Source organism: Pseudomonas sp. HMWF032 (assembly GCF_003060885.1).
Taxonomy (GTDB): domain Bacteria; phylum Pseudomonadota; class Gammaproteobacteria; order Pseudomonadales; family Pseudomonadaceae; genus Aquipseudomonas.
The window spans coordinates 151,228-171,912 of sequence record NZ_QAIG01000013.1 but is presented as its reverse complement, the minus strand read 5'-3'; the positions used below and the strand labels follow the sequence as shown (position 1 = coordinate 171,912).

General features: G+C 61.0%; 24 protein-coding genes. 16 read left to right on the top strand and 8 right to left on the bottom strand.

Features of this window, described 5'->3' with window-relative positions:
• Positions 1-154: 154 nt before the first annotated feature.
• The 4 genes from DBR00_RS18480 to DBR00_RS18465 all read right to left on the bottom strand — a co-directional run bounded on the left by DBR00_RS18480 (position 155) and on the right by DBR00_RS18465 (position 4,958).
• The gene (locus DBR00_RS18480; protein WP_090379491.1) at positions 155-427 is read right to left on the bottom strand and encodes an oxidative damage protection protein; all 273 of its coding nucleotides are present in this window, start codon (positions 425-427) and stop codon (positions 155-157) included.
• On the bottom strand, positions 424-1,503 hold the full coding sequence (gene mutY, locus DBR00_RS18475; RefSeq protein WP_108489309.1) for an A/G-specific adenine glycosylase: 1,080 nt from the start codon (positions 1,501-1,503) through the stop codon (positions 424-426). The genes DBR00_RS18480 and mutY overlap by 4 nt, the downstream gene beginning before the upstream one ends.
• Positions 1,500-3,734: an AsmA family protein gene (locus tag DBR00_RS18470; RefSeq protein WP_108489308.1), complete on the bottom strand. Its 2,235-nt coding sequence runs from the start codon at positions 3,732-3,734 to the stop codon at positions 1,500-1,502. The genes mutY and DBR00_RS18470 overlap by 4 nt, the downstream gene beginning before the upstream one ends.
• A gap of 123 nt (positions 3,735-3,857) precedes the next feature.
• A complete protein-coding gene (locus tag DBR00_RS18465) occupies positions 3,858-4,958 on the bottom strand; it encodes an NAD(P)/FAD-dependent oxidoreductase (RefSeq protein ID WP_108489307.1) in 1,101 nt (366 codons plus the stop codon).
• Positions 4,959-5,091: 133 nt separating this feature from the next.
• On the opposite strand from DBR00_RS18465, the gene hisB reads away from it, so the two are divergent.
• From hisB to DBR00_RS18425, 8 genes are all read left to right on the top strand, one after another.
• Positions 5,092-5,685, top strand: a complete 594-nt coding sequence (gene hisB, locus DBR00_RS18460) for an imidazoleglycerol-phosphate dehydratase HisB (protein ID WP_090255169.1) — start codon at positions 5,092-5,094, stop codon at positions 5,683-5,685.
• The gene (gene hisH / locus DBR00_RS18455; RefSeq protein ID WP_108489306.1) at positions 5,686-6,324 is read left to right on the top strand and encodes an imidazole glycerol phosphate synthase subunit HisH; all 639 of its coding nucleotides are present in this window, start codon (positions 5,686-5,688) and stop codon (positions 6,322-6,324) included.
• Positions 6,325-6,585 carry a DUF2164 domain-containing protein gene (locus DBR00_RS18450; RefSeq protein WP_108489305.1) on the top strand — a complete coding sequence of 87 codons (261 nt, stop codon included), beginning with the start codon at positions 6,325-6,327 and terminating at the stop codon, positions 6,583-6,585.
• Positions 6,586-6,621: 36 nt separating this feature from the next.
• Entirely contained in the window at positions 6,622-7,359 is a 738-nt protein-coding gene (hisA, locus tag DBR00_RS18445) for a 1-(5-phosphoribosyl)-5-[(5-phosphoribosylamino)methylideneamino]imidazole-4-carboxamide isomerase (protein WP_108489304.1), read from the top strand.
• A gap of 125 nt (positions 7,360-7,484) precedes the next feature.
• On the top strand, positions 7,485-8,255 hold the full coding sequence (gene hisF / locus DBR00_RS18440; RefSeq protein ID WP_108489303.1) for an imidazole glycerol phosphate synthase subunit HisF: 771 nt from the start codon (positions 7,485-7,487) through the stop codon (positions 8,253-8,255).
• 245 nt (positions 8,256-8,500) lie between these two features.
• The gene (locus tag DBR00_RS18435; protein ID WP_108489302.1) at positions 8,501-9,238 is read left to right on the top strand and encodes an ABC transporter substrate-binding protein; all 738 of its coding nucleotides are present in this window, start codon (positions 8,501-8,503) and stop codon (positions 9,236-9,238) included.
• 97 nt (positions 9,239-9,335) lie between these two features.
• Positions 9,336-10,091, top strand: a complete 756-nt coding sequence (locus DBR00_RS18430; RefSeq protein ID WP_108489301.1) for an ABC transporter substrate-binding protein — start codon at positions 9,336-9,338, stop codon at positions 10,089-10,091.
• Between the two features lie 136 nt (positions 10,092-10,227).
• Positions 10,228-10,983 carry an ABC transporter substrate-binding protein gene (locus DBR00_RS18425; RefSeq protein ID WP_108489300.1) on the top strand — a complete coding sequence of 252 codons (756 nt, stop codon included), beginning with the start codon at positions 10,228-10,230 and terminating at the stop codon, positions 10,981-10,983.
• Positions 10,984-11,081: 98 nt separating this feature from the next.
• Here DBR00_RS18425 and DBR00_RS18420 read toward each other — a convergent pair whose 3' ends face one another.
• The 3 genes from DBR00_RS18420 to gpmI all read right to left on the bottom strand — a co-directional run bounded on the left by DBR00_RS18420 (position 11,082) and on the right by gpmI (position 15,324).
• A complete protein-coding gene (locus DBR00_RS18420; RefSeq protein WP_108489346.1) occupies positions 11,082-12,383 on the bottom strand; it encodes a S41 family peptidase in 1,302 nt (433 codons plus the stop codon).
• A gap of 39 nt (positions 12,384-12,422) precedes the next feature.
• Positions 12,423-13,664, bottom strand: a complete 1,242-nt coding sequence (locus DBR00_RS18415; protein ID WP_108489299.1) for a murein hydrolase activator EnvC — start codon at positions 13,662-13,664, stop codon at positions 12,423-12,425.
• Positions 13,665-13,788: 124 nt separating this feature from the next.
• Complete coding sequence (gene gpmI, locus DBR00_RS18410) at positions 13,789-15,324, bottom strand: 2,3-bisphosphoglycerate-independent phosphoglycerate mutase (RefSeq protein WP_108489298.1); 1,536 nt, start codon at positions 15,322-15,324, stop codon at positions 13,789-13,791.
• A gap of 146 nt (positions 15,325-15,470) precedes the next feature.
• On the opposite strand from gpmI, the gene DBR00_RS18405 reads away from it, so the two are divergent.
• The 3 genes from DBR00_RS18405 to secB are packed head-to-tail and all read left to right on the top strand — an operon-like array spanning position 15,471 to position 16,672.
• A complete protein-coding gene (locus DBR00_RS18405; protein ID WP_108489297.1) occupies positions 15,471-15,884 on the top strand; it encodes a rhodanese-like domain-containing protein in 414 nt (137 codons plus the stop codon).
• A 1-nt stretch (position 15,885) separates the two neighbouring features.
• Positions 15,886-16,140 carry a glutaredoxin 3 gene (grxC, locus tag DBR00_RS18400; RefSeq protein WP_108489296.1) on the top strand — a complete coding sequence of 85 codons (255 nt, stop codon included), beginning with the start codon at positions 15,886-15,888 and terminating at the stop codon, positions 16,138-16,140.
• A gap of 46 nt (positions 16,141-16,186) precedes the next feature.
• Positions 16,187-16,672 (top strand): protein-export chaperone SecB, encoded by a 486-nt coding sequence (gene secB, locus DBR00_RS18395; RefSeq protein WP_108489295.1) that lies wholly within the window; start codon positions 16,187-16,189, stop codon positions 16,670-16,672.
• A 69-nt stretch (positions 16,673-16,741) separates the two neighbouring features.
• On the opposite strand, the gene trmL is transcribed toward secB, so the two are convergent.
• Positions 16,742-17,206 (bottom strand): tRNA (uridine(34)/cytosine(34)/5-carboxymethylaminomethyluridine(34)-2'-O)-methyltransferase TrmL, encoded by a 465-nt coding sequence (gene trmL / locus DBR00_RS18390; protein ID WP_108489294.1) that lies wholly within the window; start codon positions 17,204-17,206, stop codon positions 16,742-16,744.
• Between trmL and DBR00_RS18385 the strand changes: the two genes are divergently transcribed.
• The 5 genes from DBR00_RS18385 (at position 17,205) to DBR00_RS18365 (ending at position 20,682) form a co-directional block, all read left to right on the top strand.
• Positions 17,205-17,636, top strand: a complete 432-nt coding sequence (locus tag DBR00_RS18385) for a hypothetical protein (protein ID WP_108489293.1) — start codon at positions 17,205-17,207, stop codon at positions 17,634-17,636. The two genes, trmL and DBR00_RS18385, sit on opposite strands and share 2 nt — an antisense overlap.
• 537 nt (positions 17,637-18,173) lie before the next feature.
• Positions 18,174-19,094 carry an MSHA biogenesis protein MshI gene (locus DBR00_RS18380; protein WP_108489345.1) on the top strand — a complete coding sequence of 307 codons (921 nt, stop codon included), beginning with the start codon at positions 18,174-18,176 and terminating at the stop codon, positions 19,092-19,094.
• Entirely contained in the window at positions 19,094-19,702 is a 609-nt protein-coding gene (locus DBR00_RS18375) for a PilN domain-containing protein (RefSeq protein WP_108489292.1), read from the top strand. The genes DBR00_RS18380 and DBR00_RS18375 overlap by 1 nt, the downstream gene beginning before the upstream one ends.
• The gene (locus DBR00_RS18370; RefSeq protein ID WP_108489291.1) at positions 19,695-20,375 is read left to right on the top strand and encodes a type II secretion system protein GspM; all 681 of its coding nucleotides are present in this window, start codon (positions 19,695-19,697) and stop codon (positions 20,373-20,375) included. Before DBR00_RS18375 ends, DBR00_RS18370 begins: the two co-directional genes overlap by 8 nt.
• Positions 20,368-20,682, top strand: a complete 315-nt coding sequence (locus DBR00_RS18365; RefSeq protein WP_256583075.1) for a Type II secretory pathway component — start codon at positions 20,368-20,370, stop codon at positions 20,680-20,682. The genes DBR00_RS18370 and DBR00_RS18365 overlap by 8 nt, the downstream gene beginning before the upstream one ends.
• The last annotated feature ends 3 nt before the right edge of the window (positions 20,683-20,685 follow it).

Here is a 20,685-nt window from a genome sequence, read left to right as displayed (position 1 = left end):
CGCCGCTAAAACGCCTCCCACGGGTGAGGCGTGTAGGGTGGGTAACGCTTTGCTTATCCACCCTCTCGGTGTGGTGGATGGATAAGGCTTCATCCACCCTAGGCCTGCTGTTAGAGCCGTTCGCCGCTAAAGCGCCTTCCACGGTTCGCCAGGGTTACTCGCTGGGTGGCACATAACCTTCGGCCTGGGCGTATTCCTCGCCGGAGAGGAATTTGTCCATCTCGGCCTGGAGGAATTTGCGGTCTTCGGCGTTCATCATGTTCAGGCGGCGTTCGTTGATCAGCAGGGTCTGGTGCTTCTGCCATTCGTCCCAGGCTTGCTTGGAGACGTTGTTGAAGATGTCCTCACCTTTGGCGCCCGGATACGGCGGGCGGTCCAGGCCGGGGAGTTCCTGCTTGTGTTTGCGGCACTGTACGGTGCGGGTCATGGTGTTTCTCCAGTATTCGGTGCTGTTGCGAGTGCATCGGCCGCGCGCTTCAGCAACTTCTTCACTGGGGCGGCAAGGCCCAGGCGCGGCGGAGTGGCGAGGTTATACCAGAGCCAGTCAGCCTCGGCCACGGCAGTTGGCGCGGCGTCGACCTGCACCAGCCAGGGCTCGATCGTCAGTTGGAAGTGGCTGAAGGTGTGGGTCAGGTCGCTCAGCTCGCGTTGCGCGCCGAGTTGCAGGCCATGCTGGCTGGCGAGTGGGGCGATGGCTGTTACTTCGTCCAGTTCCGGCAGGCTCCACAGGCCGCCCCAGAGGCCGCTGGATGGGCGGCGATAGAGCAGCACCTCGCCGTGGTGGTTGGCGAAGATCGGCATCAGTGTGCGTTTCTGCGGCAATGTCTTGCGCGGCTTGGGGATCGGGTAGCGGATTTCCAGGCCCAGCAGGTGTGCCTGGCAGCCGCTCTTCAGCGGGCAGAGCAGGCAGCTCGGCTTGCTGCGGGTACACAGGGTGGCACCGAGGTCCATCATCGCTTGGGTGTAGTGGTTTATCCGGGCGTGCGGGGTATAGCGCTCGGCCACATCCCACAGCTGCTTGGCCACCTTTGGCTCGCCTGGATAGCCTTCCTGCGCGACGTAGCGCGCCAGTACGCGTTTGACATTGCCGTCGAGGATCGGCGCGCGCAGGCCCATGCTGAGGCTGGCGATGGCGCCAGCGGTGGAGCGGCCGATGCCGGGAAGTTCGGTGAGCTGGTCGACATCGCGGGGGAACTCGCCGGCATGTTCGCGCATAACGATCTGCGCGGTTTTTTGCAGATTGCGCGCGCGGGTGTAGTAACCGAGGCCCGTCCACAGGTGTAGCACTTCGTCTTCCGGGGCTGCGGCCAGGTCATTAACCGTCGGCAATGCGGCCATAAAGCGGTCGAAATAGCCGAGTACGGTGCTGACCTGAGTCTGCTGCAGCATGATCTCTGAGACCCACACGCGGTAGGGTGTGATGCCCTGTTGCCAGGGCAGGTCCTTGCGCCCGTGGCTGTCGTACCAGTTCAGAACTGCGGCGGAAAATTGCGCGGGGCTCATCGGTTGAACAGGCCCTTGAGTGCGTCTTTCAGTTCGGGGCTGACTTTGTCGCCGAGTTTTTCTTCGATCTTCTCGCTGAGCTTGTTGCCGGCCAGCTTGGCGGCGACTTTGCCCAGGCCGTCCTGATCCAGGCGGCAGGCCTTGCCACCCATTTCCAGTGGGCCGCGGCAGCGCACCGGCCATTCGATGCCGACATAGCGTTCGTTGACCTGGCAGGCCGGGTCAGGCATTTCGCGCTGATCGCCAATGACGGTGATACCGATGCGGTAGTCAAGGCCGAGGATGCGCAGGTCCAGGTCGCCATTGCCGCTGACTGCCAGGCCTGGAATGGCGGCCTTGAGGTCCGGGTTGTGGGCGACGCCATTGTGTAGGCTCAGGCTGCCTTGCAGGGTTTTGAAGGGCGTGTCCCTGCCGCGCGGGTCGCTGCTCAGGGATTTGCGGTTGAGCGTGGCGATGCCGCGACACAGTTGCTGTTCGAGGTTGGCGTCGACCAGCACGCCGTCATTCAGCTGGAACCGTGCATCACCTGTCAGTCCTTCAACCCAGGCGCGCTGGCTATTGCCGCTGGTGGTCAGGTTGGCGTTGAGATCCAGCAGGCCTTTGACCGGCGAAGGCTGGTCGGACTTTTTCAGAAATGGCTCAAGCGGAATGCCGCTGACACTTTTGCGTACGCTGAGCAGCGGGATGGCTGGGCGTGCATCGATGCTGGCTTGGGCGTTGAAACTGCCGTTGCCGATAGTGCCGCGCACATCCTGCAGGGTCAGCAGGCCACCTTTGCTTTGTGCCTTGGCGCTGAAGGTGCTGATCACCTGCTGTTGGACGATGAGCTGATCCAGGCCGAGGTCGAGTTGCACGTCGAGCTTGCGCAGCAGGTCGAGTGGCAGCATTTCGCTGCTGCTCCAGGCTTGCTGGGTCGGTGCGTCAGGCAGTGGTGTGCTGCCGCTCTGTCCGGCATTGGCGACGCTGGCCTTGACCTCGGCCTTGCGGGCGGAACCGGCATCCTTGGCGTCCTTGGAGGGCGCGGGCAGGTAGCGATCGAGGTTCAGCTGGTTGCCCTTGAGCTGCACGCGCAGTGCCTGCTTGGTGAAATCGGCAATTGCCAGCTGGCCACTGAAGTGGCTGTCATCCAGGGTCAGCTTGAGGTCTTCAAGGGTCAGGCTGTTGTCGGTGCCGCTGAGGCGGGTGACCAATTCGAACTGGCTGAGGGTCTTGTCATCGTTCATCGGCGGCAGTTTCTGGCCGATGGTGGCGAGGAATTCACGCAGGTTGAGTGGAGCGATGGACAGGCCGCCGCTGAGTTTTGGCTGCTTGTCGAGGTCGCGGACTTTCAACTCGCCCAAGGCGCGCAGCTGGTTGCCGGAGAGTTTCAGGCCGTTCCATTCGGCGACCTGGGCGGCCAGGTCGACCAGCAGTTGGCCTTGCGCGGAGTAGGTCAGGGTCTGGCCATCGAAGGGTTCGCCGGAGACTTCGCCGGAGAGTTTGGCGTCTTCCAGTTGGTAGCGTTTCAAGGCGCGGTCGAAGCGCAGTTCGCCTTGCAGTTCGCTGCGCGCGCGCAGCACCGGTTTGTTGAGGCCGAAGAAGGCGCTGAGTTTGACCGGGATGCTTGCACCTTCGCGAATCGCTCCGGTGGTCAGTTGGATGCTTTCGGCGCTGAATTGCTGGCCTTTTTGCGCATCGTGGTAGTCGATGCGTGCGCTGTTGACGATCAGGCTGTCGATATCCAGCTTCAGTGGCTGGCTGCTTTCGCTAGGCTCAGCGGCTGGGCTGTCGGCCTGCGTGCTGTCGGTGCTCGCTGCTGGTGCGTCGGCTGTTGCATTCGTGGCGCTGGCTGGCTTGCCGACATCGTCCCAGTTGCTGCGGCCTTTCTCGTCGCGCTGCAGGTTGAGGTTGAGGCCGTCGATACGGATGTCGCTCATCTGCACTTCCTTGCGCAGCAGCGGCAGCACGCGTACCGACAGGCCGAGGAGGCGCAGGTCGGCGAACGGCTTGTCCGGGGTGTTGGGGCTGGCGAGGGTGGCGTCGGTCAGCTCCAGGCCGAGCCAGGGGAACAGGCTCCAGCCGATATCGCCCTTGAGGGTCAGCTCCAGGTTGGCCTTGTCGCGGGCCAGCTGGCGGATTTCATCTTTGTAATCGTTGGGATCGAACAAGTGGGTGAGGGCAAAGCCCAGCGCCACGATGATCAGCAAGAGCCCGAGAAAAAACAGGCCGAGAATTTTGCCGAGCGCTTTCATGTGCGAATCCTTGTTTCGAAGCAAGAGGGTGAAAAGCAGCCATTCAAGCCGGCGAGTATAGCGCCGGCACTTTTATCTGGGCCGCTGACAGTCCGGTTTGCCGGGTGATTTTGCAAGCGGCTTTTACAGGGCCTGAGCCACACGCTCGGCAATCGCCAGGCTGGCGGTGAGGCCGGGGGACTCGATACCGAACAGGTTGACCAGGCCTGACAGGCCGTGATCATTGGGCGTTTGGATAATGAAGTCGGCGGCCGGTTCCCCGGGGCCTGCGAGTTTCGGTCGAATACCGCTGTAGCCCGGCACCAGGCGCGCGCTGTCGAGGGCTGGGAAGTAGCGGCGGATGGCGTCGGCGAATGGCGCGCGCAGGCTTTCCTCGACCTGATAATCGATGTGCGTGAGGTAGCGGGTATCCGGGCCGAAACGCAGCTGGCCGCCAAGGTCCAGGGTGGCGTGGATGCCAAGTCCGGCGGTGTTGGCTTCCGGCATTGGGTAAATCAGGTGCTGGAAGGGTGAGCGGCCGCTGTAGCTGAAGTAGCGGCCCTGGCACAGGTGCAGCGGCGGTAGGTTCTGCAGCCCTTGGGTTTGCTTGGCCAGTTGCTGGGCGAACAGGCCGCCGGCATTGATCACCCGCTGGGCTTTGAGCTGGAATGGCTCACCGTTGCTCTGGCCGTGGGCTAGCCAACCATCGCCATCTGCTTCGAGCTGTTCGACGCGGGTGTGCAGAATCAACTGCGCGCCGCGATGCTCGGCAGCAGCCAGTAGCGATTGCAGGTAGGCGTGGCTGTCGATAATCCCGGTGCTGGGCGAGAGCAGGGCGGCAACGCCGCGCACGGCGGGTTCCAGGGCATTTAGCTGCGGCTGCTCGATGGTCTGCAGGTCGTGCACGCCGCAGGCTTGGGCATTGCGCTGCAGTTGTTCGAGTTTGGCGATTTCTGCGCCTTCCACGGCCACCAGCAGTTTGCCCAGCCGGCGGTGCGCCACCTGGTGGCTGTTGCACCAGGCATACAGGCGTTCGCGGCCTTCCAGGCACAGTTCGGCCTTGAGTGAGTCGGGGGCGTAGTAGATCCCTGCATGGATAACTTCTGAGTTGCGGCTGGAGGTATGGCTGCCGATCAGGCTTTCCGCCTCGACGATCAGGCAGCTCTGCCCCGGCGTACTCAAGCGTGCAGCGCAGGCCAGGCCGACCGCGCCTGCGCCAATAATCAGGGTGTCGATACTGTCCATATGCGTTCCGTTCGTTCTCTGACGTGGGGTTATGCGTTCGATAGCGGCGCCTCTGATCGCCGCTGGTAGCCGCCTGGGTGGATGCCCGCCTATAATGCCAGCCTTTTTCCGTGGGCAATTTCTGGAGCTGGTGATGGCCGAACGTACGGCATCCGTCGAGCGCAATACCCTGGAGACCCAGATCAAGGTCTCGATCAACCTGGATGGGACTGGCAAGGCCAAGTTTGATATTGGCGTGCCGTTTCTTGAACACATGCTCGATCAGATCGCCCGTCACGGCCTGATCGACTTGGATATCCAGTGCAAGGGCGACCTGCATATCGACGACCATCATACCGTTGAAGACGTCGGCATCACCCTTGGCCAGGCCTTCACTCAGGCTATCGGCGACAAAAAGGGCATGACCCGTTACGGTCATTCCTATGTGCCGCTGGATGAAGCGCTGTCGCGCGTGGTGATCGACTTCTCCGGCCGTCCGGGCCTGCAGATGCACGTGCCGTTTACCCGCGCCGTGGTCGGTGGTTTTGATGTGGACTTGTTCCAGGAGTTCTTCCAGGGGTTTGTCAACCACGCGCTGGTTTCGCTGCACATCGACAACCTGCGTGGCACCAATACCCACCACCAGATTGAAACCGTGTTCAAAGCCTTCGGCCGCGCGCTGCGCATGGCGGTGACGCTGGATGAGCGCATGGCCGGGCAAATGCCGTCGACCAAAGGGTGCTTGTAAGTGCAGACGGTTGCAGTAATCGACTACGGCATGGGCAACCTGCATTCGGTGGCCAAGGCGCTTGAGCATGTGGGTGCTGGCAAGGTACTGGTCACCAGCGATGCGCAGGTGATTCGCGAGGCCGATCGCGTGGTGTTCCCCGGCGTGGGCGCGATTCGTGATTGCATGGCCGAGATCAAATGCCTGGGTTTTGACGCGCTGGTGCGCGAAGTCAGTGCAGACCGGCCGTTTCTTGGTATCTGTGTAGGCATGCAGGCGCTGTTGGAGCACAGCGAAGAGAACGATGGTGTCGATTGCATCGGCCTGTTCCCCGGCAAGGTGCGTTTCTTCGGCAAGGACATGGTCGAAGACGGCGAGCCGCTCAAGGTGCCGCACATGGGCTGGAATGAGGTGATGCAGGCGGTCAAACACCCGCTGTGGCACAACATTCCGGACCTGGCGCGCTTCTACTTCGTGCACAGCTATTACATCGAGGCCGGCAACCCTAAACAGGTGGTTGGTCGCGGTCATTACGGCAAGGATTTCGCCGCAGCACTGGCCGAAGGTTCGCGCTTTGCCGTGCAGTTCCACCCGGAAAAGAGCCACACCCATGGCCTGCAGCTGCTGCAGAACTTTGCTGCTTGGGATGGCCGCTGGTAAATGAGCCGGGGCAAGGCGAAACCGCCGATCATGACGTTGAGTGCCGAGCAGGAGCGTGAAGCCTGTCGGGTGCTCAAGCGTTTCATGGCCGAGCGCTTCGAGCTGGAACTGGGCAGTTTCGAGGTCGCCGAGGTGCTCGAACTGTTTGCCCGCGAGATTGCACCGCACTACTACAATCGGGCGATTTTCGATGTGCAGACTCACCTGAAAGAACGGTTCGAGAGCATCGAAAGCGACCTCTGGGCACTCGGAAAGAGCTGACCCACCGAATTCACACGACTTGAGCAGGTTCATCCGATGCTGATTATCCCCGCTATCGATCTGAAGGACGGCGCCTGCGTGCGTCTGCGCCAGGGCCGCATGGAAGACTCCACGGTGTTTTCCGATGACCCGGTGAGCATGGCCGCCAAGTGGGTCGAAGGCGGCTGTCGTCGTCTGCACCTGGTTGACCTCAATGGCGCCTTCGAAGGCCAGCCGGTCAACGGCGAAGTGGTCACGGCCATCGCCAAGCGCTACCCGACTCTGCCGATCCAGATCGGCGGTGGCATCCGTACCCTGGAAACCATCGAGCACTACGTGCGCGCCGGCGTCAGCTACGTGATCATCGGCACCAAGGCGGTAAAAGATCCGCAGTTCGTCACCGACGCCTGCAAGGCTTTCCCTGGTAAGGTGATCGTCGGTCTGGACGCCAAAGATGGCTTCGTTGCCACCGACGGCTGGGCAGAAGTGTCAACCGTACAGGCCACTGATTTGGCCAAGCGCTTCGAAGCCGACGGCGTCTCGGCCATCGTTTATACCGACATCGCCAAAGACGGCATGATGCAGGGTTGCAACGTCGAAGCCACTGCTGCACTGGCGGCGGCCAGCCGTATTCCGGTGATCGCCTCCGGCGGCATCCATAACCTGGGTGATATCGAGAAGCTGCTGCTGGCACGTTCGCCCGGCATCATCGGTGCCATCACTGGGCGTGCCATCTATGAAGGCACCCTGGATGTGGCCGAAGCGCAGACCTTCTGCGACGCCTTCAAAGGCTGATCTGAACGTAGGGTGGGTTAGTCGCGTAGCGGCGTAACCCACCGTTGGAGTCATCCGTTGGCGCGACGATGGGTATCGCTGCGCTCAGCGGAACGCCGCCCGCCCCATCCAACGAGAACATAGTTATGGCTTTGGCTAAACGCATCATCCCCTGCCTCGACGTGGACAATGGCCGCGTGGTCAAGGGCGTGCAGTTCGAGAACATCCGCGACGCCGGCGACCCGGTGGAAATCGCCCGTCGTTATGACGAGCAGGGTGCTGACGAGATTACCTTTCTCGACATCACGGCCAGCGTCGACGGCCGCGACACCACGTTGCACACCGTCGAGCGCATGGCCAGCCAGGTGTTTATCCCGCTGACCGTGGGCGGCGGCGTGCGCACCGTGCAGGACATTCGCAACCTGCTGAACGCCGGAGCGGACAAAGTGTCGATCAACACTGCCGCGGTGTTCACCCCGGAGTTCGTCGGCGAAGCGGCTTCGCGCTTTGGTTCGCAGTGCATCGTCGTGGCCATCGACGCGAAGAAAGTCTCCAAGCCGGGTGAAACCCCGCGCTGGGAAATCTTCACCCACGGCGGGCGCAAGCCCACCGGTCTGGATGCGGTGCTCTGGGCGAAGAAGATGGAAGACCTCGGTGCCGGTGAAATCCTCCTGACCAGCATGGATCAGGACGGCGTGAAAAGCGGCTATGACCTGGGCGTGACCCGCGCCATCAGCGAAATGGTCGGCATTCCGGTGATCGCCTCCGGCGGCGTCGGCAACCTGCAGCACCTGGCTGACGGCATCATCGAAGGCAAGGCCGCAGCCGTACTGGCGGCGAGCATCTTCCATTTCGGCGAATACACTGTGCCGGAAGCCAAGGCCTACATGGCCAGTCGCGGGATCGTGGTGCGCTAGAGGCCGTCCTGGCGCGGTTGTCCTTGAGTGTCAGTTGCCCGCGTTCAGGTTGACTGGCTGAGGCGCGGGCAAGTTGCATTCCTGGCTGGCCAGCCATTCTGCTGGCTGCTGCTGCGGGCGAGTCGACAGCAAAATGTTGATCCGCCCGCTAAAATCAGTCTGTCCGCGCCTGGGGCCGTTGCTGTCGGCATGCCTTTCGGCCGTTACTCTTTCCTCAAATAGCCTTGTTCATACACGGAGTGCTTATGTCCGCTATTCGGCTGTTCACCGCGCTTTTGCTGTTGTCTGCCGTCAGCCTGGTGCGTGCGGAGCCTCTGGTTCTGCTTACCGAAAACCTGCCGCCGTTCAGCATGGCGGCCGGTGGTGGCAATTTTGCTAAGGACGCTGATGTGCAAGGCATCAGCAGCGATACGGTGCGTGGGCTGTGCAGCAAGGCGCAGCTTGAATGTCAGGTGATCCTGCGCTTCCCCTGGGAGCGACAGTACAAGCAGGCGCTTGAGAGCAAGGGCTACGGGGTGTTCTCCACTGCTCGCACGGCGGACCGTGAATCGCTGTTCAAGTGGGTTGGGCCGATTGTTGTGAGCAATTGGGTGTTGCTGGCCAAGGCCGACAGCACCATTGCGTTGAACAGCCTGGAGCAGGCAGGTGACTATCGGATCGGCGGTTATCGCGATGACGCGATTTCACAGTTCCTGATCGACCGCGGCGTGACCGTACAAACCAGCCTGCAGGACAAGGAAAACCTCAGCAAGCTGGAGAAGGGGTTGATCGACCTGTGGGCTACTAATGAAGCGGGTGGGCGCTATCAGGCCAAGCAGTCTTCACTGGGCGTGCTAAAGGTGGTGCATCGCTTTAATAGTGCCGAGCTCTATCTGGCGCTGAATAAAGAGACGCCCGATGAAGTGGTGCAAAAGTTGCAGAAAGCCCTGGACGATATGCGCGCTCAAGGTGAGCTGGATACGATCAAAGACGCTTATCGGTAAGCTTTTTGCGTCCGTGCCTGTGCAAAACCTGGGCTGGGCTTAGTCGGGCGTGCTGGGTATGCTTGCATGCTCAGCCCAACTATCGATGTGAGACATCATGGTCAAACAATTACTAGTCGCCCTTGCCGGCACAGTTGTGGTGCTCGCGGGCAGTGCTCGGGCCGAAATCGACCCGAGCTACCGCATGGTCCTGCTGACTGAGAACTTCCCGCCGTACAACATGGCGATCAACGGCAAGAACTTCGCCCAAGAAGACAATATCGACGGTATTGCCGTCGATATCATCCGTGAGATGTTCAAGCGGGCCGGCATTCAATACAACATGACCCTGCGTTTCCCCTGGGATCGCATCTATAAGTTGGCGCTGGAAAAGCCAGGCTATGGCGTGTTTGTTACTGCGCGTCTGCCGGAGCGTGAGGCGCTGTTCAAGTGGGTCGGTCCGATTGGTCCGGATGACTGGGTACTGCTCGGCAAGGCCGATAGCAGCATTACCCTGAGCAGCCTGGAAGACGCCAAGCAATACAAGGTCGGTGCCTACAAGGGCGATGCGATAGCCGAGCATCTGGTGGAGAAAGGCCTGGAGCCGATTACCGTCCTGCGCGATACGGAAAACGCCAAGAAGCTGATGGCCGGTCAGATCGACCTGTGGGCTACTGGTGATCCTGCCGGCCGCTACCTGGCCAAGCAGGAAGGTGTTTCTGGGCTGAAAACCATTCTGCGTTTCGATAGCGCAGAGTTATATCTGGCGCTGAACAAAGAAGTGCCGGACGAGGTTGTACAGAAGCTGCAAGCCGAGCTGGACAAGATGCGCAGCGAAGGTCTTGTCGACGATATTCTGAACAACTACCTGTAATACGAAAAATAGCGGGCTGGCCACCAACCGGCCTGCAACCATGGATGGTTGACGCCACGTACCATACGTCGCCGGGCAGTCGCCCGAGCAGGGATGCCGCTAGCCATAATCACAATTCATGCGAGCGGAATGACCTATGTTGAAAACCCTGAAAGCCAGCCTGTTGTTCGGGCTTGTCCTGAGTGCCTGCGCAGCCCGTGCAGAGCTTCCAGCCGATTACAAAGTGGTGTTGCTGACCGAGAACTTCCCGCCATTCAATATGTCCGTGGATGACAAGAACTACGCCCGTGACGACGGTATCGATGGCATCAGTACCGAAATCGTCCGCGAGATGTTCAAGCGTGCCGGCATCAACTACACCCTGACTTTGCGTTTTCCCTGGGATCGCCTCTATCGCCTGACTCTGGACAAGCCCAGCTACGGCCTGTTCTCCACCACCTTTACGCCTGAGCGTCAGCCACTGTTCAAGTGGGTGGGGCCGCTGGCCAAGACGGGCTGGGTACTATTGGCTGCACCGGGTAATAACATCAGCATCAACAGCCTCAAGGATGCCGCGCAGTATCAGATCGGCGCCTACAAGAATGATGCCGTCAGTCAGCACCTGGAAAGCCAGGGTCTGACCCCGACCAACGCCCTGCGTGATCAGGAAAACATCAAGAAGCTGCTCAGCGGCAAGATCGACCTGTGGGCCACCACCGATCCGGTGGGGCGCTACCTGGCCAAGCAGGAAGGCGTCAGTGGTTTGAATACCGCGCTGCGTTTCAACGAGGCTGAGCTGTACCTGGCGCTGAATAAGGACACGCCCGATGAGGTGGTGCAGCGTCTGCAGAAAGCGCTGGATGAGCTGCGTGCCGAAGGCTTTATCGACGAGATGACCAATAACTACCTGTAGTTTCAGGCGTTATTAACAAGCCCGACGCTGAGTGCTCAAGGTCGGGCTTTTTGTTGGCTGCAGTTTCGCGGGGCTGGCTCGCTCCTGCAGGCGGGCGATCAGTCGCCGCGGGTGACGCTCAGGCCTTTGAGCAGGTTGAGTGCCTGGCTCAGCTGGTAGTCATCATCCTGTGGGCGTATCGGGGCGTTGGTCTTGCTTTTACTTGGCTTGTCAGCGCCACCGTTGCCATTGCCCAGGTGGCCTTGCAGGTCGGCTTCCTTGATGGATTCGTCGCCTTGCTCACGGGTCAGCTTGGCACGCGCCACTTCGATGTCCGGCACGATGCCCTGGGCCTGGATCGAGCGGCCGTTGGGGGTGAAATACAGCGCGGTGGTGAGTTTCAGGGCGCGATCATTGTTCAGCGGCAGTACGGTCTGCACCGAGCCTTTGCCGAAGCTGTCGGTGCCCATCAGCACGCCACGTTTATGGTCCTGCAGGGCGCCTGCGACGATTTCCGAGGCCGAGGCACTGCCGCCATTGATCAGCACCACCAGCGGTACGCCTTCGCTGGCATCGGCCGGATCGGCATTGAAGCGCAGCTCGGAGTTGGCGATGCGCCCTTCGGTGTAGACGATCAGCCCCTTCTTGAGGAAGTGGTCGGTGACTTCCACCGCCGCCTGCAGCACGCCGCCGGGGTTATTACGCAGGTCGAGAACGATACCGCGTAGCTTCTTGCTGTTGTCCTTGCGCAGTTTCGCAAGCGCCTTGCCGACTTCTTCGCCGCTGTTGACCTGGAACTGAGTAATGCGGATGTAGCCGTAGCCATCGTCGAGCAACTGACTCTTCACGCTTTTGACCTTGATCACGGCGCGGGTCAGCTCGATGTCGAAGGGTTTGCCGCCTTCGCGCACCAGGGTCAGTTCGATGTCGCTGCCGGCTTTACCGCGCATTTTCTCGACGGCTTCCATCAGCGACATGCCCTTGGTCGGTTGGCCGTCGATCTTCACGATCAGGTCACCTGGCTGGATGCCCGCAACAGAGGCTGGGGTGTCATCAATCGGCGAGACCACCTTGAGAAAACCGTCCTCGGTGCCAAGCTCAAGGCCCAGCCCGCCGAATTCACCACTGGTGCTTTCCTGAAGGTCGCGGAAGGCTTCTGGTTCCAGGTAGGCCGAATGCGGATCAAGGTTGCTGAGCATGCCTTTGATCGCGTTTTCCAGCAGGGTCTTGTCGCTCACCGGCTCGACGTAGGCGGATTTGATGCGATCCATCACCTCGGCAAAGGTGCGCAGATCGTCTAACGGCAGCGGTGCGCTGTCGCTGACCGTGGCGGGGGCTTCAGCCGGCGCGGCCAGGGCGGCCGTGCTGCCCAGCAGGGTAACGGCCAGTGCTAGAGCGGTGAGGCGGAACAGATGCGGCATGTCGAACTTACTCCAGTCCTGAATCGGTAATAGCAGCACTTATCCTTGTGCGCGGCACCATTGAGCGGGGTCGATCGGGCGGCCCTGCTGGCGAATTGCAAAATACAGCGCGGGGGTGTCCTGGCCGCCACTGGTGCCTACAGTGGCGATGGCTTCGCCAGCCTTGACCACATCGCCGGCATCCTTGAGCAGGCTCTGGTTATGTCCATAGAGGCTCAGGTAGCCGTTGCCATGATCGAGAATGACCAGAAGCCCGGCACCGCGCAACCAGTCGGCAAACACCACGCGACCGCCGTGTACGGCATGTACCTGGCTGCCGGCTGATGCACCGATCAATACGCCATCCCACGTGGTGCGGGCATCACCGCCACGTGGGGTGCCGTAGCGTGCCACCAGGCGACCGTTGACAGGCCAGGGCAACTGGCCGCGGGCTTTGGCAAATGGGCCGCCAAAGCTGGCTCCGGCACTGACCAATGGCCCGCTGCTTGGGGCTTTGTTGCCACTGCGTGCCTGTTCGCGTTCGGCCAGCAGCGCTTGCTGACGGGCGACCTCTGCTTCACGGGCCTGGCGGGCGAGGGTTTCTTCGATGGTTTTCAGTACGCGGGCCAGCTTGGCCTGCTCTTGCTCACGGGCCTTGAGCTTTTGGTCGCGGGCGGAGAATTCCGTGTTCAGCTTGGCCAGGGCCAGCTGACGCTCCTTGCGCACGCTGGCGAGTTGCTCGCGGCGGCCATCCAGCGCGCTTTTCTGCTCCAGTAGCTGGTTTTGCTGGTTGGCGATGTCCATTTCAACATTGGCCAGCTGGCGCAGGGTTTCGTTGAAGGTGGCCAGCTGCTCCATGCGCGCTTCGCTGAGGTAGTCGTAGTAGGTCAGGGTGCGCGAAAACTTTTCCGGATTCTGCTGATTGAGCAGCAGCTTGACGTACTCCTGGCGGCCGCTCTGGTAGGCGGCACGGGCCTGGATGCCGATCAGGCGTTGCTGTTCAAGGCGCGCGCCCTCGAGTTTTTTTTTCTCACCATCGAGTCGCTGAATCTCGTCTTCGCTCTTTTTCAGGTCCTGCTGCAAGCCCTTGACCTGCTTCTCCAGCTGACCCATATCGCTCTCGGTCTTTTTCAGCGCTTGCTGTACACCGGATTTCTCCTGTTGCAGCTTCTCCAGCAGTTGTTTCAGCTCGGCGACATCGGCGCGCGCGGCGTCCAGCTGCTTCTGCGCGTCGCTCTTTTCGTCGGCGATCGCAGGCGTCAGCAGGAGGGTCAGAAAGATAAGGGCGAGGGCACGAAACATGGGGCGGGCAGCACCTGAATTAAGATCGTGCCTAGTATGCCTAAAAAATGGCTGGGAGCCATTTTTAACGTCGCGTAGCGACGGCCCGCAGGCCAGGCATTGCACCTGGCTTGCGGGCAGCGGCTCAGTTCAGCTCGACGATGCTGGTGCCGGTCATTTCCGCCGGCACCGGCAGGCCCATCAGGGTCAGCAGGGTTGGGGCTACGTCGGCCAGTACGCCGCCTGGGCGGATTGTTGCCGAGCGCTTACCGACATAGATGAAGGGGACTGGTTCGCAGGTGTGCGCGGTGTGCGCCTGGCCAGTGCTTTCGTCGGCCATTTGCTCGACGTTACCGTGGTCGGCGGTGATCAGTGCTTCGCCGCCGACTTTGTCCAGCGCCGCGACGATGCGCCCGACGCAGCTGTCCAGGCATTCCACGGCCGCCACGGCCGCGGAGAACACGCCGGTATGGCCAACCATGTCGCCGTTTGCGTAGTTGACGATGATCACGTCATAACGCTGGTTTTCGATGGCGTCGACGATTCGGTCGGTAACTTCCGGGGCGCTCATCTGCGGCTGCAGGTCATAGGTGGCGACGTTCGGTGACGGGATCAGGATGCGTTCTTCGCCAGCAAAGGGCTCTTCACGGCCGCCGGAGAAGAAAAAGGTGACGTGGGCGTATTTCTCGGTCTCGGCGATGCGCAGCTGGGTCTTGCCGTTGTTCGCCAGGTACTCGCCAAGCACGTTGGTCAGGGCTTCCGGCTTGTAGGCGCTGGGCGTCGGGATGCTCGCGGCGTACTGGGTCAGCATAATGAAGCCGGCCAGTTGCGGCACGCGTTTGCGCTCGAATTCCTTGAAGCCCGGCTCAACAAAGGCGCGGGTCAGTTCGCGGGCGCGGTCGGCGCGGAAGTTCATGAACACCACGGCGTCGCCATCGTCCATGCGCACGGGCTCGCCGATGGTGGTGGCTTTGACGAACTCGTCACTCTCACCCCGTGCATAGGCAGCTTCCAGACCTTCCACGGCGGTGGCTGCGGTGAACTGACCGTGGCCGTCGACCAGCAGTGCATAGGCTTGCTCTACGCGTTCCCAGCGGTTGTCGCGGTCCATGGCGAAATAACGGCCGCTGAGGCTGGCAATGCGGCCCTTGCCGAGCTTGGCGAAGGTGGCGTCGAGCAGCTCGATGGACGGTTGGGCGCTTTTGGGTGGGGTGTCGCGGCCGTCAAGGAAGGCGTGCAGGTAGATTTTTTCCGCGCCGCGCTGGGCGGCCAGTTCGGCCATGGCCACCAGGTGATCCTGGTGGCTGTGCACGCCGCCGTCGGAGAGCAGGCCAAGGATATGCACGGCCTTGCCGGCGCTGACGGCGTTATCGACTGCAGTGGTGATGGTCGGGTTGGTGAAAAACTCGCCATCGCGAATGGCTTTGGTCACCCGCGTGAAGTCCTGGTACACCACGCGGCCGGCGCCGAGGTTCATGTGGCCGACTTCGGAGTTGCCCATTTGCCCGTCCGGCAAGCCGACATCCATGCCTGAGCCCGAAATCAAACCATGTGGCTGGGTGGCGCGCAGGTGGTCATAGACCGGGGTGTTGGCGGCCATGATGGCGTTGGATTCTGGGTTGTCACTGTGGCCGAAGCCATCAAGGATGATCAGTACCAGGGGTTTGGGCGTGGCGCTCATAAAGCTGGCTCGCTCTGGGTCGATGGGCGGGAAACAAGGCCGGGTATTTTACGGCCAAGTGCGGCAAACGTCACCGCCAGGCGGGGTTTGGCCGGCCTGTGTGGCTGTGTATACTGGCCGACATTTTACCGTCCCGGAACCGCATAATGCTTGCCAACTTGATTGAATTTGCCACTACCCACTATGTACTGAGCGGATTGTTCGTGACCCTGCTGGCGCTGCTGATCCTCACCGAAGCGCGCAAAGGTGGGCAGAGCCTGAGTTGCCGTGAGCTGACCGCACTGGTCAACAGTGAGCAGGGCGTGGTGCTGGACATTCGCGGACAGAAGGACTTTTCCGCCGGGCATATCGTCGGTGCATTGAATATTCCGTTCGAAAAATTCGTTGCCCGCATGGTTGAACTGGACAAGCACAAGGCTAAAACCATCATCGTGGTCGATGCCATGGGCCAGCACAGTGGTGGCGTTTGTCGCGACCTGAAGAAAGCTGGCTTTACCGCCGCCAAGCTGTCCGGCGGGATTGCCAGCTGGCGTGGCGACAACCTGCCACTGGTGAAATGAAATGCAACCTGTCGTCATCTATTCCAGTGACTGGTGTCCCTACTGCATCCGTGCCAAGCAGTTGCTGAGCCACAAAGGTGTGGCTTTCAACGAGCTCAAGGTGGATGGCCAGCCGGATGTGCGTGCAGAAATGACCCGCAAGGCGGGGCGCACCTCGGTGCCGCAAATATGGATCGGTGACCGCCATGTCGGCGGTTGCGATGACCTCTACGCCTTGGAGCGCGCTGGCAAACTCGACGCGTTGCTCAAGGCTTAACCCCCCCCCTGTTTATTCAGTACTTTAACGAGAAGAAGGCTTTGCCATGACAGAACAAGCAAGCAACGGCGCCGCTCAGGACGAACAAACTCCGCAATTCTCTCTGCAGCGGATCTATGTACGTGACCTGTCCTTCGAAGCGCCGAAGAGCCCGGAAATCTTCCGTCAGGAGTGGGCGCCTAGCGTTGCCATGGACCTCAACACTCGCCAGAAAGCCCTCGAGGGTGACTTTCACGAAGTGGTGCTGACGATCTCCGTTACCGTCAAAACAGGTGAAGAAACGGCCTTTATCGCTGAAGTGCAGCAGGCCGGTATCTTCTTGATCAAAGGTCTGGATGCGGCTTCCATGAGCCACACCCTGGGTGCGTTCTGCCCGAACATCCTGTTCCCCTATGCCCGCGAAACGCTGGACAGCCTGGTGGTACGTGGCTCGTTCCCGGCGCTGATGCTTGCGCCGGTGAACTTCGATGCCCTGTATGCTCAGGAGCTGCAGCGTATGCAGCAGGCTGGCGAGGCGGCTACCGCGCACTAAGGTGTGTGGCTGTAACAAAAAACGCCCCACGGGGCGTTTTTTAATGGGCGCTGTACAGCAAGATCGGTGCTACTGGGCGTCGGCAAAACCCTGCTGGCGCCAGGCTTCATAGACCGCCACGGCAACGGTATTGGACAGGTTCAGGCTGCGGCAGCCCTCGCGCATGGGCAAGCGCAGGCGTTGTTCGGTGGGCAGGCTGTCGCGAATCTCTTGTGGCAGGCCGCGGCTTTCCGGGCCGAAGAGAAACGCGTCACCAGGCTGATAGCTGACCTCGTGAAACGCCTGTGAGCCTTTGGTAGTAAAGGCAAACACGCGAGGCTGGCCGATGCTGGTCAGGCAGCTGGCAAGGTCGGCATGACGCTGCAGGGTGGCATATTCGTGGTAATCCAGGCCGGCGCGGCGCAGGCGTTTGTCATCCAGTTCGAAGCCCAGTGGCTCGATCAGGTGCAGGTGGCAGCCGCTGTTGGCGCAGAGCCTGATAATGTTGCCGGTATTGGGCGGTATTTCCGGTTGAAAAAGGATGACGTGAAACATGCGCGGCTCCGAGCTTGACGACGAGCAGTATTCTACAGACCCGCGCCCTCGTCCGTGGGTGCGGGTGATTGCTTCGTTGGGTGTATTTGGTTTCCTGATTGGCCTGATGATTGGCCGTATGTTTCAGCCCGACCCTCTGTGGCTTGAGCGGGTAGAGGTGCTGGAACAGGGTTTGGAACTGTGGTTCAACGTTGAGCCAATCCCGCATGAGGAGCATGTGGCGGGTGTGATCAACCTGCGTTTGAAGAGTTTTGGCCGGGAGCTGCAAGGCACGCTCAAAGTAAATGGCCGCCAGGCCAATTGGCGTTTGCAGCGCGAGCGAAGGGATCTGGTTCTGCGGGTGGTGGCGGCTCGCCCACTGCACAGCGCGTGGCGCGCTGAACAAGTGGGTAGTCGTTGGCGGCTGGTGGTCAGCCTGAGGGAGCAATAAAAGAGGGGAATCCCCGGCCTGCCTGTACCAAGGTCCCCAAAACTGGGATTGCCAGAGTCTATGCAGGCCGTGTGCCAGTTTTATTACGCGGGCCGCAACAGCCTGAATGTGGCGGACTGCAGGGCATAAGGGCGAGGGTTTAAGGCGCCGATGGCCCAGGCTGTGAACCGCTGCTGTGCACGAGTGGGTCGCTGTGCATTGCTCTGGCGCATTTTTGCCGGGTGCGCCATGCAGGCTGCGCGTATGCCGGATAACGCCTGGGTGGTTTGTGTTATACAGTCCGTTAGTGACGAATGGCCTTTTGGTGTCGTTTATTAAATAAGAAGGCTCACAAGGCCTGTGCCATCCTGGCGCCGTCTGACAGGGGTGAGTGTTGCAGCTGTTATTGTCGGGTGACTCAACTCATCCGCAGCGAGCGCATGCGTTCAGCATTAGCGTCTGAAACGTTGATCAGGCTCAGGGGTGTTCCTGAGTGGCTAATCTACAGTGTGCCGCAGGCTGCATGGCCTGCATTGAAATAGCTGGGGGACTGTGCAGTTGGCGTGGTTTGCAAATAAAAGAACAAAGATCGCCACTGGTTTACTGGGGATTGAAACCAGCCCGGAAGGTATTGCCCTGGCGCGCGTACTGCGTGAAGCAGGGCAGCCCCCGCAGCTGCTGGAGTGCCAGTTTCATGAGGCCAGTAGCGTCGAGCAGCCCGCGTTGCTCAAGCGCCTGGTTCAGGAGCTGGGCTTTGCCGGTATGCCGGTCAATCTGTTACTGCACCCTGCCACCTACCAGATGCTGTTGCTCGACAGGCCAGATGTACCTGCTGCCGAGTTGCGTGATGCCATGCGCTGGCGGGTCAAGGAGCTGATTGCCGAACCCCTCGAGAATGTCGTCGTTGATGCCTTCAACCTGCCTGAAGATGCCTACCGTGGCCGTTCACGTATGGCCTACTGTGCTGTCCTGAACAAGGCGCGGATGCTTGCCTTGGGTGAGATGTGCAAGGGCGCAGGATTGCGCCTGGGCAGTATCGATGTCACCGAGATGGCGTTCCGCAACCTCGGCCTGCTGGCCGGTAGCGAGGGCATGAGTCTGGCGCTATTGCGTTTGCGCTCCAGCGAAGGACTGATCGCCGTGCAGCACGGCGCAGACCTGTACATGGCACGGCGCATCGAGCAGGGCCTGGAGCAGGCCGATCAGGATTTCTCGGCGATGACCCTGGAGATCCAGCGCTCTCTGGATTATTACGAAAGTCAGCTCGGCAAGGGCTACATCAACCGGCTGTTGCTGTTGCCGATGAAGCGCAATGGCGCAGCAGCCCTGCAGGCACTGTCCAGCGGCCTTGCGGTCAAGCTGCAGACGCTGGATTTGCGAGCGCTGTTTCCGGGTCAGGCCAGCGCTGAGCTGTCCGAGCAGGAACAGGCCTATTGCATGGGTGCTGTGGGTGCAGCCCTGCGGCAGGAGGCCGGTTGATGCAGAACCTCAATCTGTTTCAAATCGAGCGCCGGCAGAAGAGCGGGCCGCGGCGCGCCCAGATGCTGTTGGGGCTGGGTGTTCTGCTGGTGGCGTGCCTCGGGCATGCGGCCTGGACGGGTTGGCAACTGCATGAAGGTGCGCAGCGTCTGGCGGTGCTGCACGCGCAAGCGCAAGAGGAAGAGGCCCAGCTGGAGGCTGTGCGCGGAAACTTTGTTGAGCCACAGCTGGATACGCGGCTGCCCGAAGAGCTGGCTGCCCGCGAGCATGACAACCGTGAGTTACAGCGCCTGATCGCCTATCTGCAGGTGCTGGGTGTTCAGCGCAGTGCCGGTTTTGTCGCCCCGCTGACGGCGCTGACGGAACAACACCCGCAAAGTGGGTTGTGGCTCAGTGGCATCAGCCTGCATCAGGGCGGCCGGCATATGCGCCTGCAGGGCCGCAGTCAGGATCAGGAGTTACTCCCTCAATACCTGCAACGGCTGGGGCAGAGTGCGGTGTTCAAGGGGCGCGAATTTGCCCGTTTTGATGTGCAGCGTGGTGATGATCAATTGCTGCACTTTGACCTCTCGTCCCAGTTGAAGGACCAGGAGGCCGGCAATGAATAAGTGGTTGCAGCGCTGGCATGGCATGGCCACGCGTGAGCGTTGGCTGGCCTACGGCGTAGGCCTGAGTCTGCTCGGCATGCTGTATCTGCTGTTGATCGGCGACCCGCTTGGCCGGCGCCTCCAGCAGCAACAGAGCAGCGAACAACAGGCGCAGACGCGGCGTATTGCTGCTACCAGCGAGCTGCAAGCGTTGCAGCAGCGTATTGCGGCGGACCCCAACCTGGCATACCGCAGCGCACTTTTGGCGGCGTCTGCCAGCCGAGAGGCGCTGATCCAGCAGATTGACCAGCACACCGCCGAGCTGGTGACGCCACAGAAAATGCAGGCGGTATTGCAGGAATTACTGCGCAAGCAACCGCAGCTGCGTGTACTGGGTATGAGCAGTTTCACCGAGCCGGTGCAGCTGGCACCCGCCGAGCCAGCAGCAACGCCGGCAGCGGCTGATAAAGCGTCGCCCGAGCCAGCGGTAACGCTCTATCGGCATGGTCTGGAACTGCACCTGGAGGGCGGCTACTTCGATTTGCTCAACTACCTGCAGGCGGTGCAGGCCAGCGGCTGGCAGCTGAACTGGGACACTCTGGATTATCAGGTTGGCGAGGCGGGGCCGAGCAAGGCCAGTATCCGCCTGAAGCTCTACACCTTGAGTCGACATGCGGGGTGGGTCGGTGTCTAGATTTCTGCTTCTCTGCCTGCTGATCAGCGCGGCCGCACTGGCTGACCCTGGCGTCGATCCGACCCAGCCGCCGCGCGACCTGTTGCCTGCCGCTACGGCCAGTGGCAACAGTCCGCTGATACTGCAAGCCATCGTGCGGGGCGCCCAAGGCAGCCGTGCAGTGATTGATGGACAGAACCTGCGGGTTGGTGAACGCCATGCCGATGTCCGGGTGCTGGCCATCCATGCGCAGTCCGTATTGATTGAACGTCAGGGCCAGCAACAGCTGCTGCGCCTGGCTGAACCCGTTATGCAACCGAGCCGATGATGC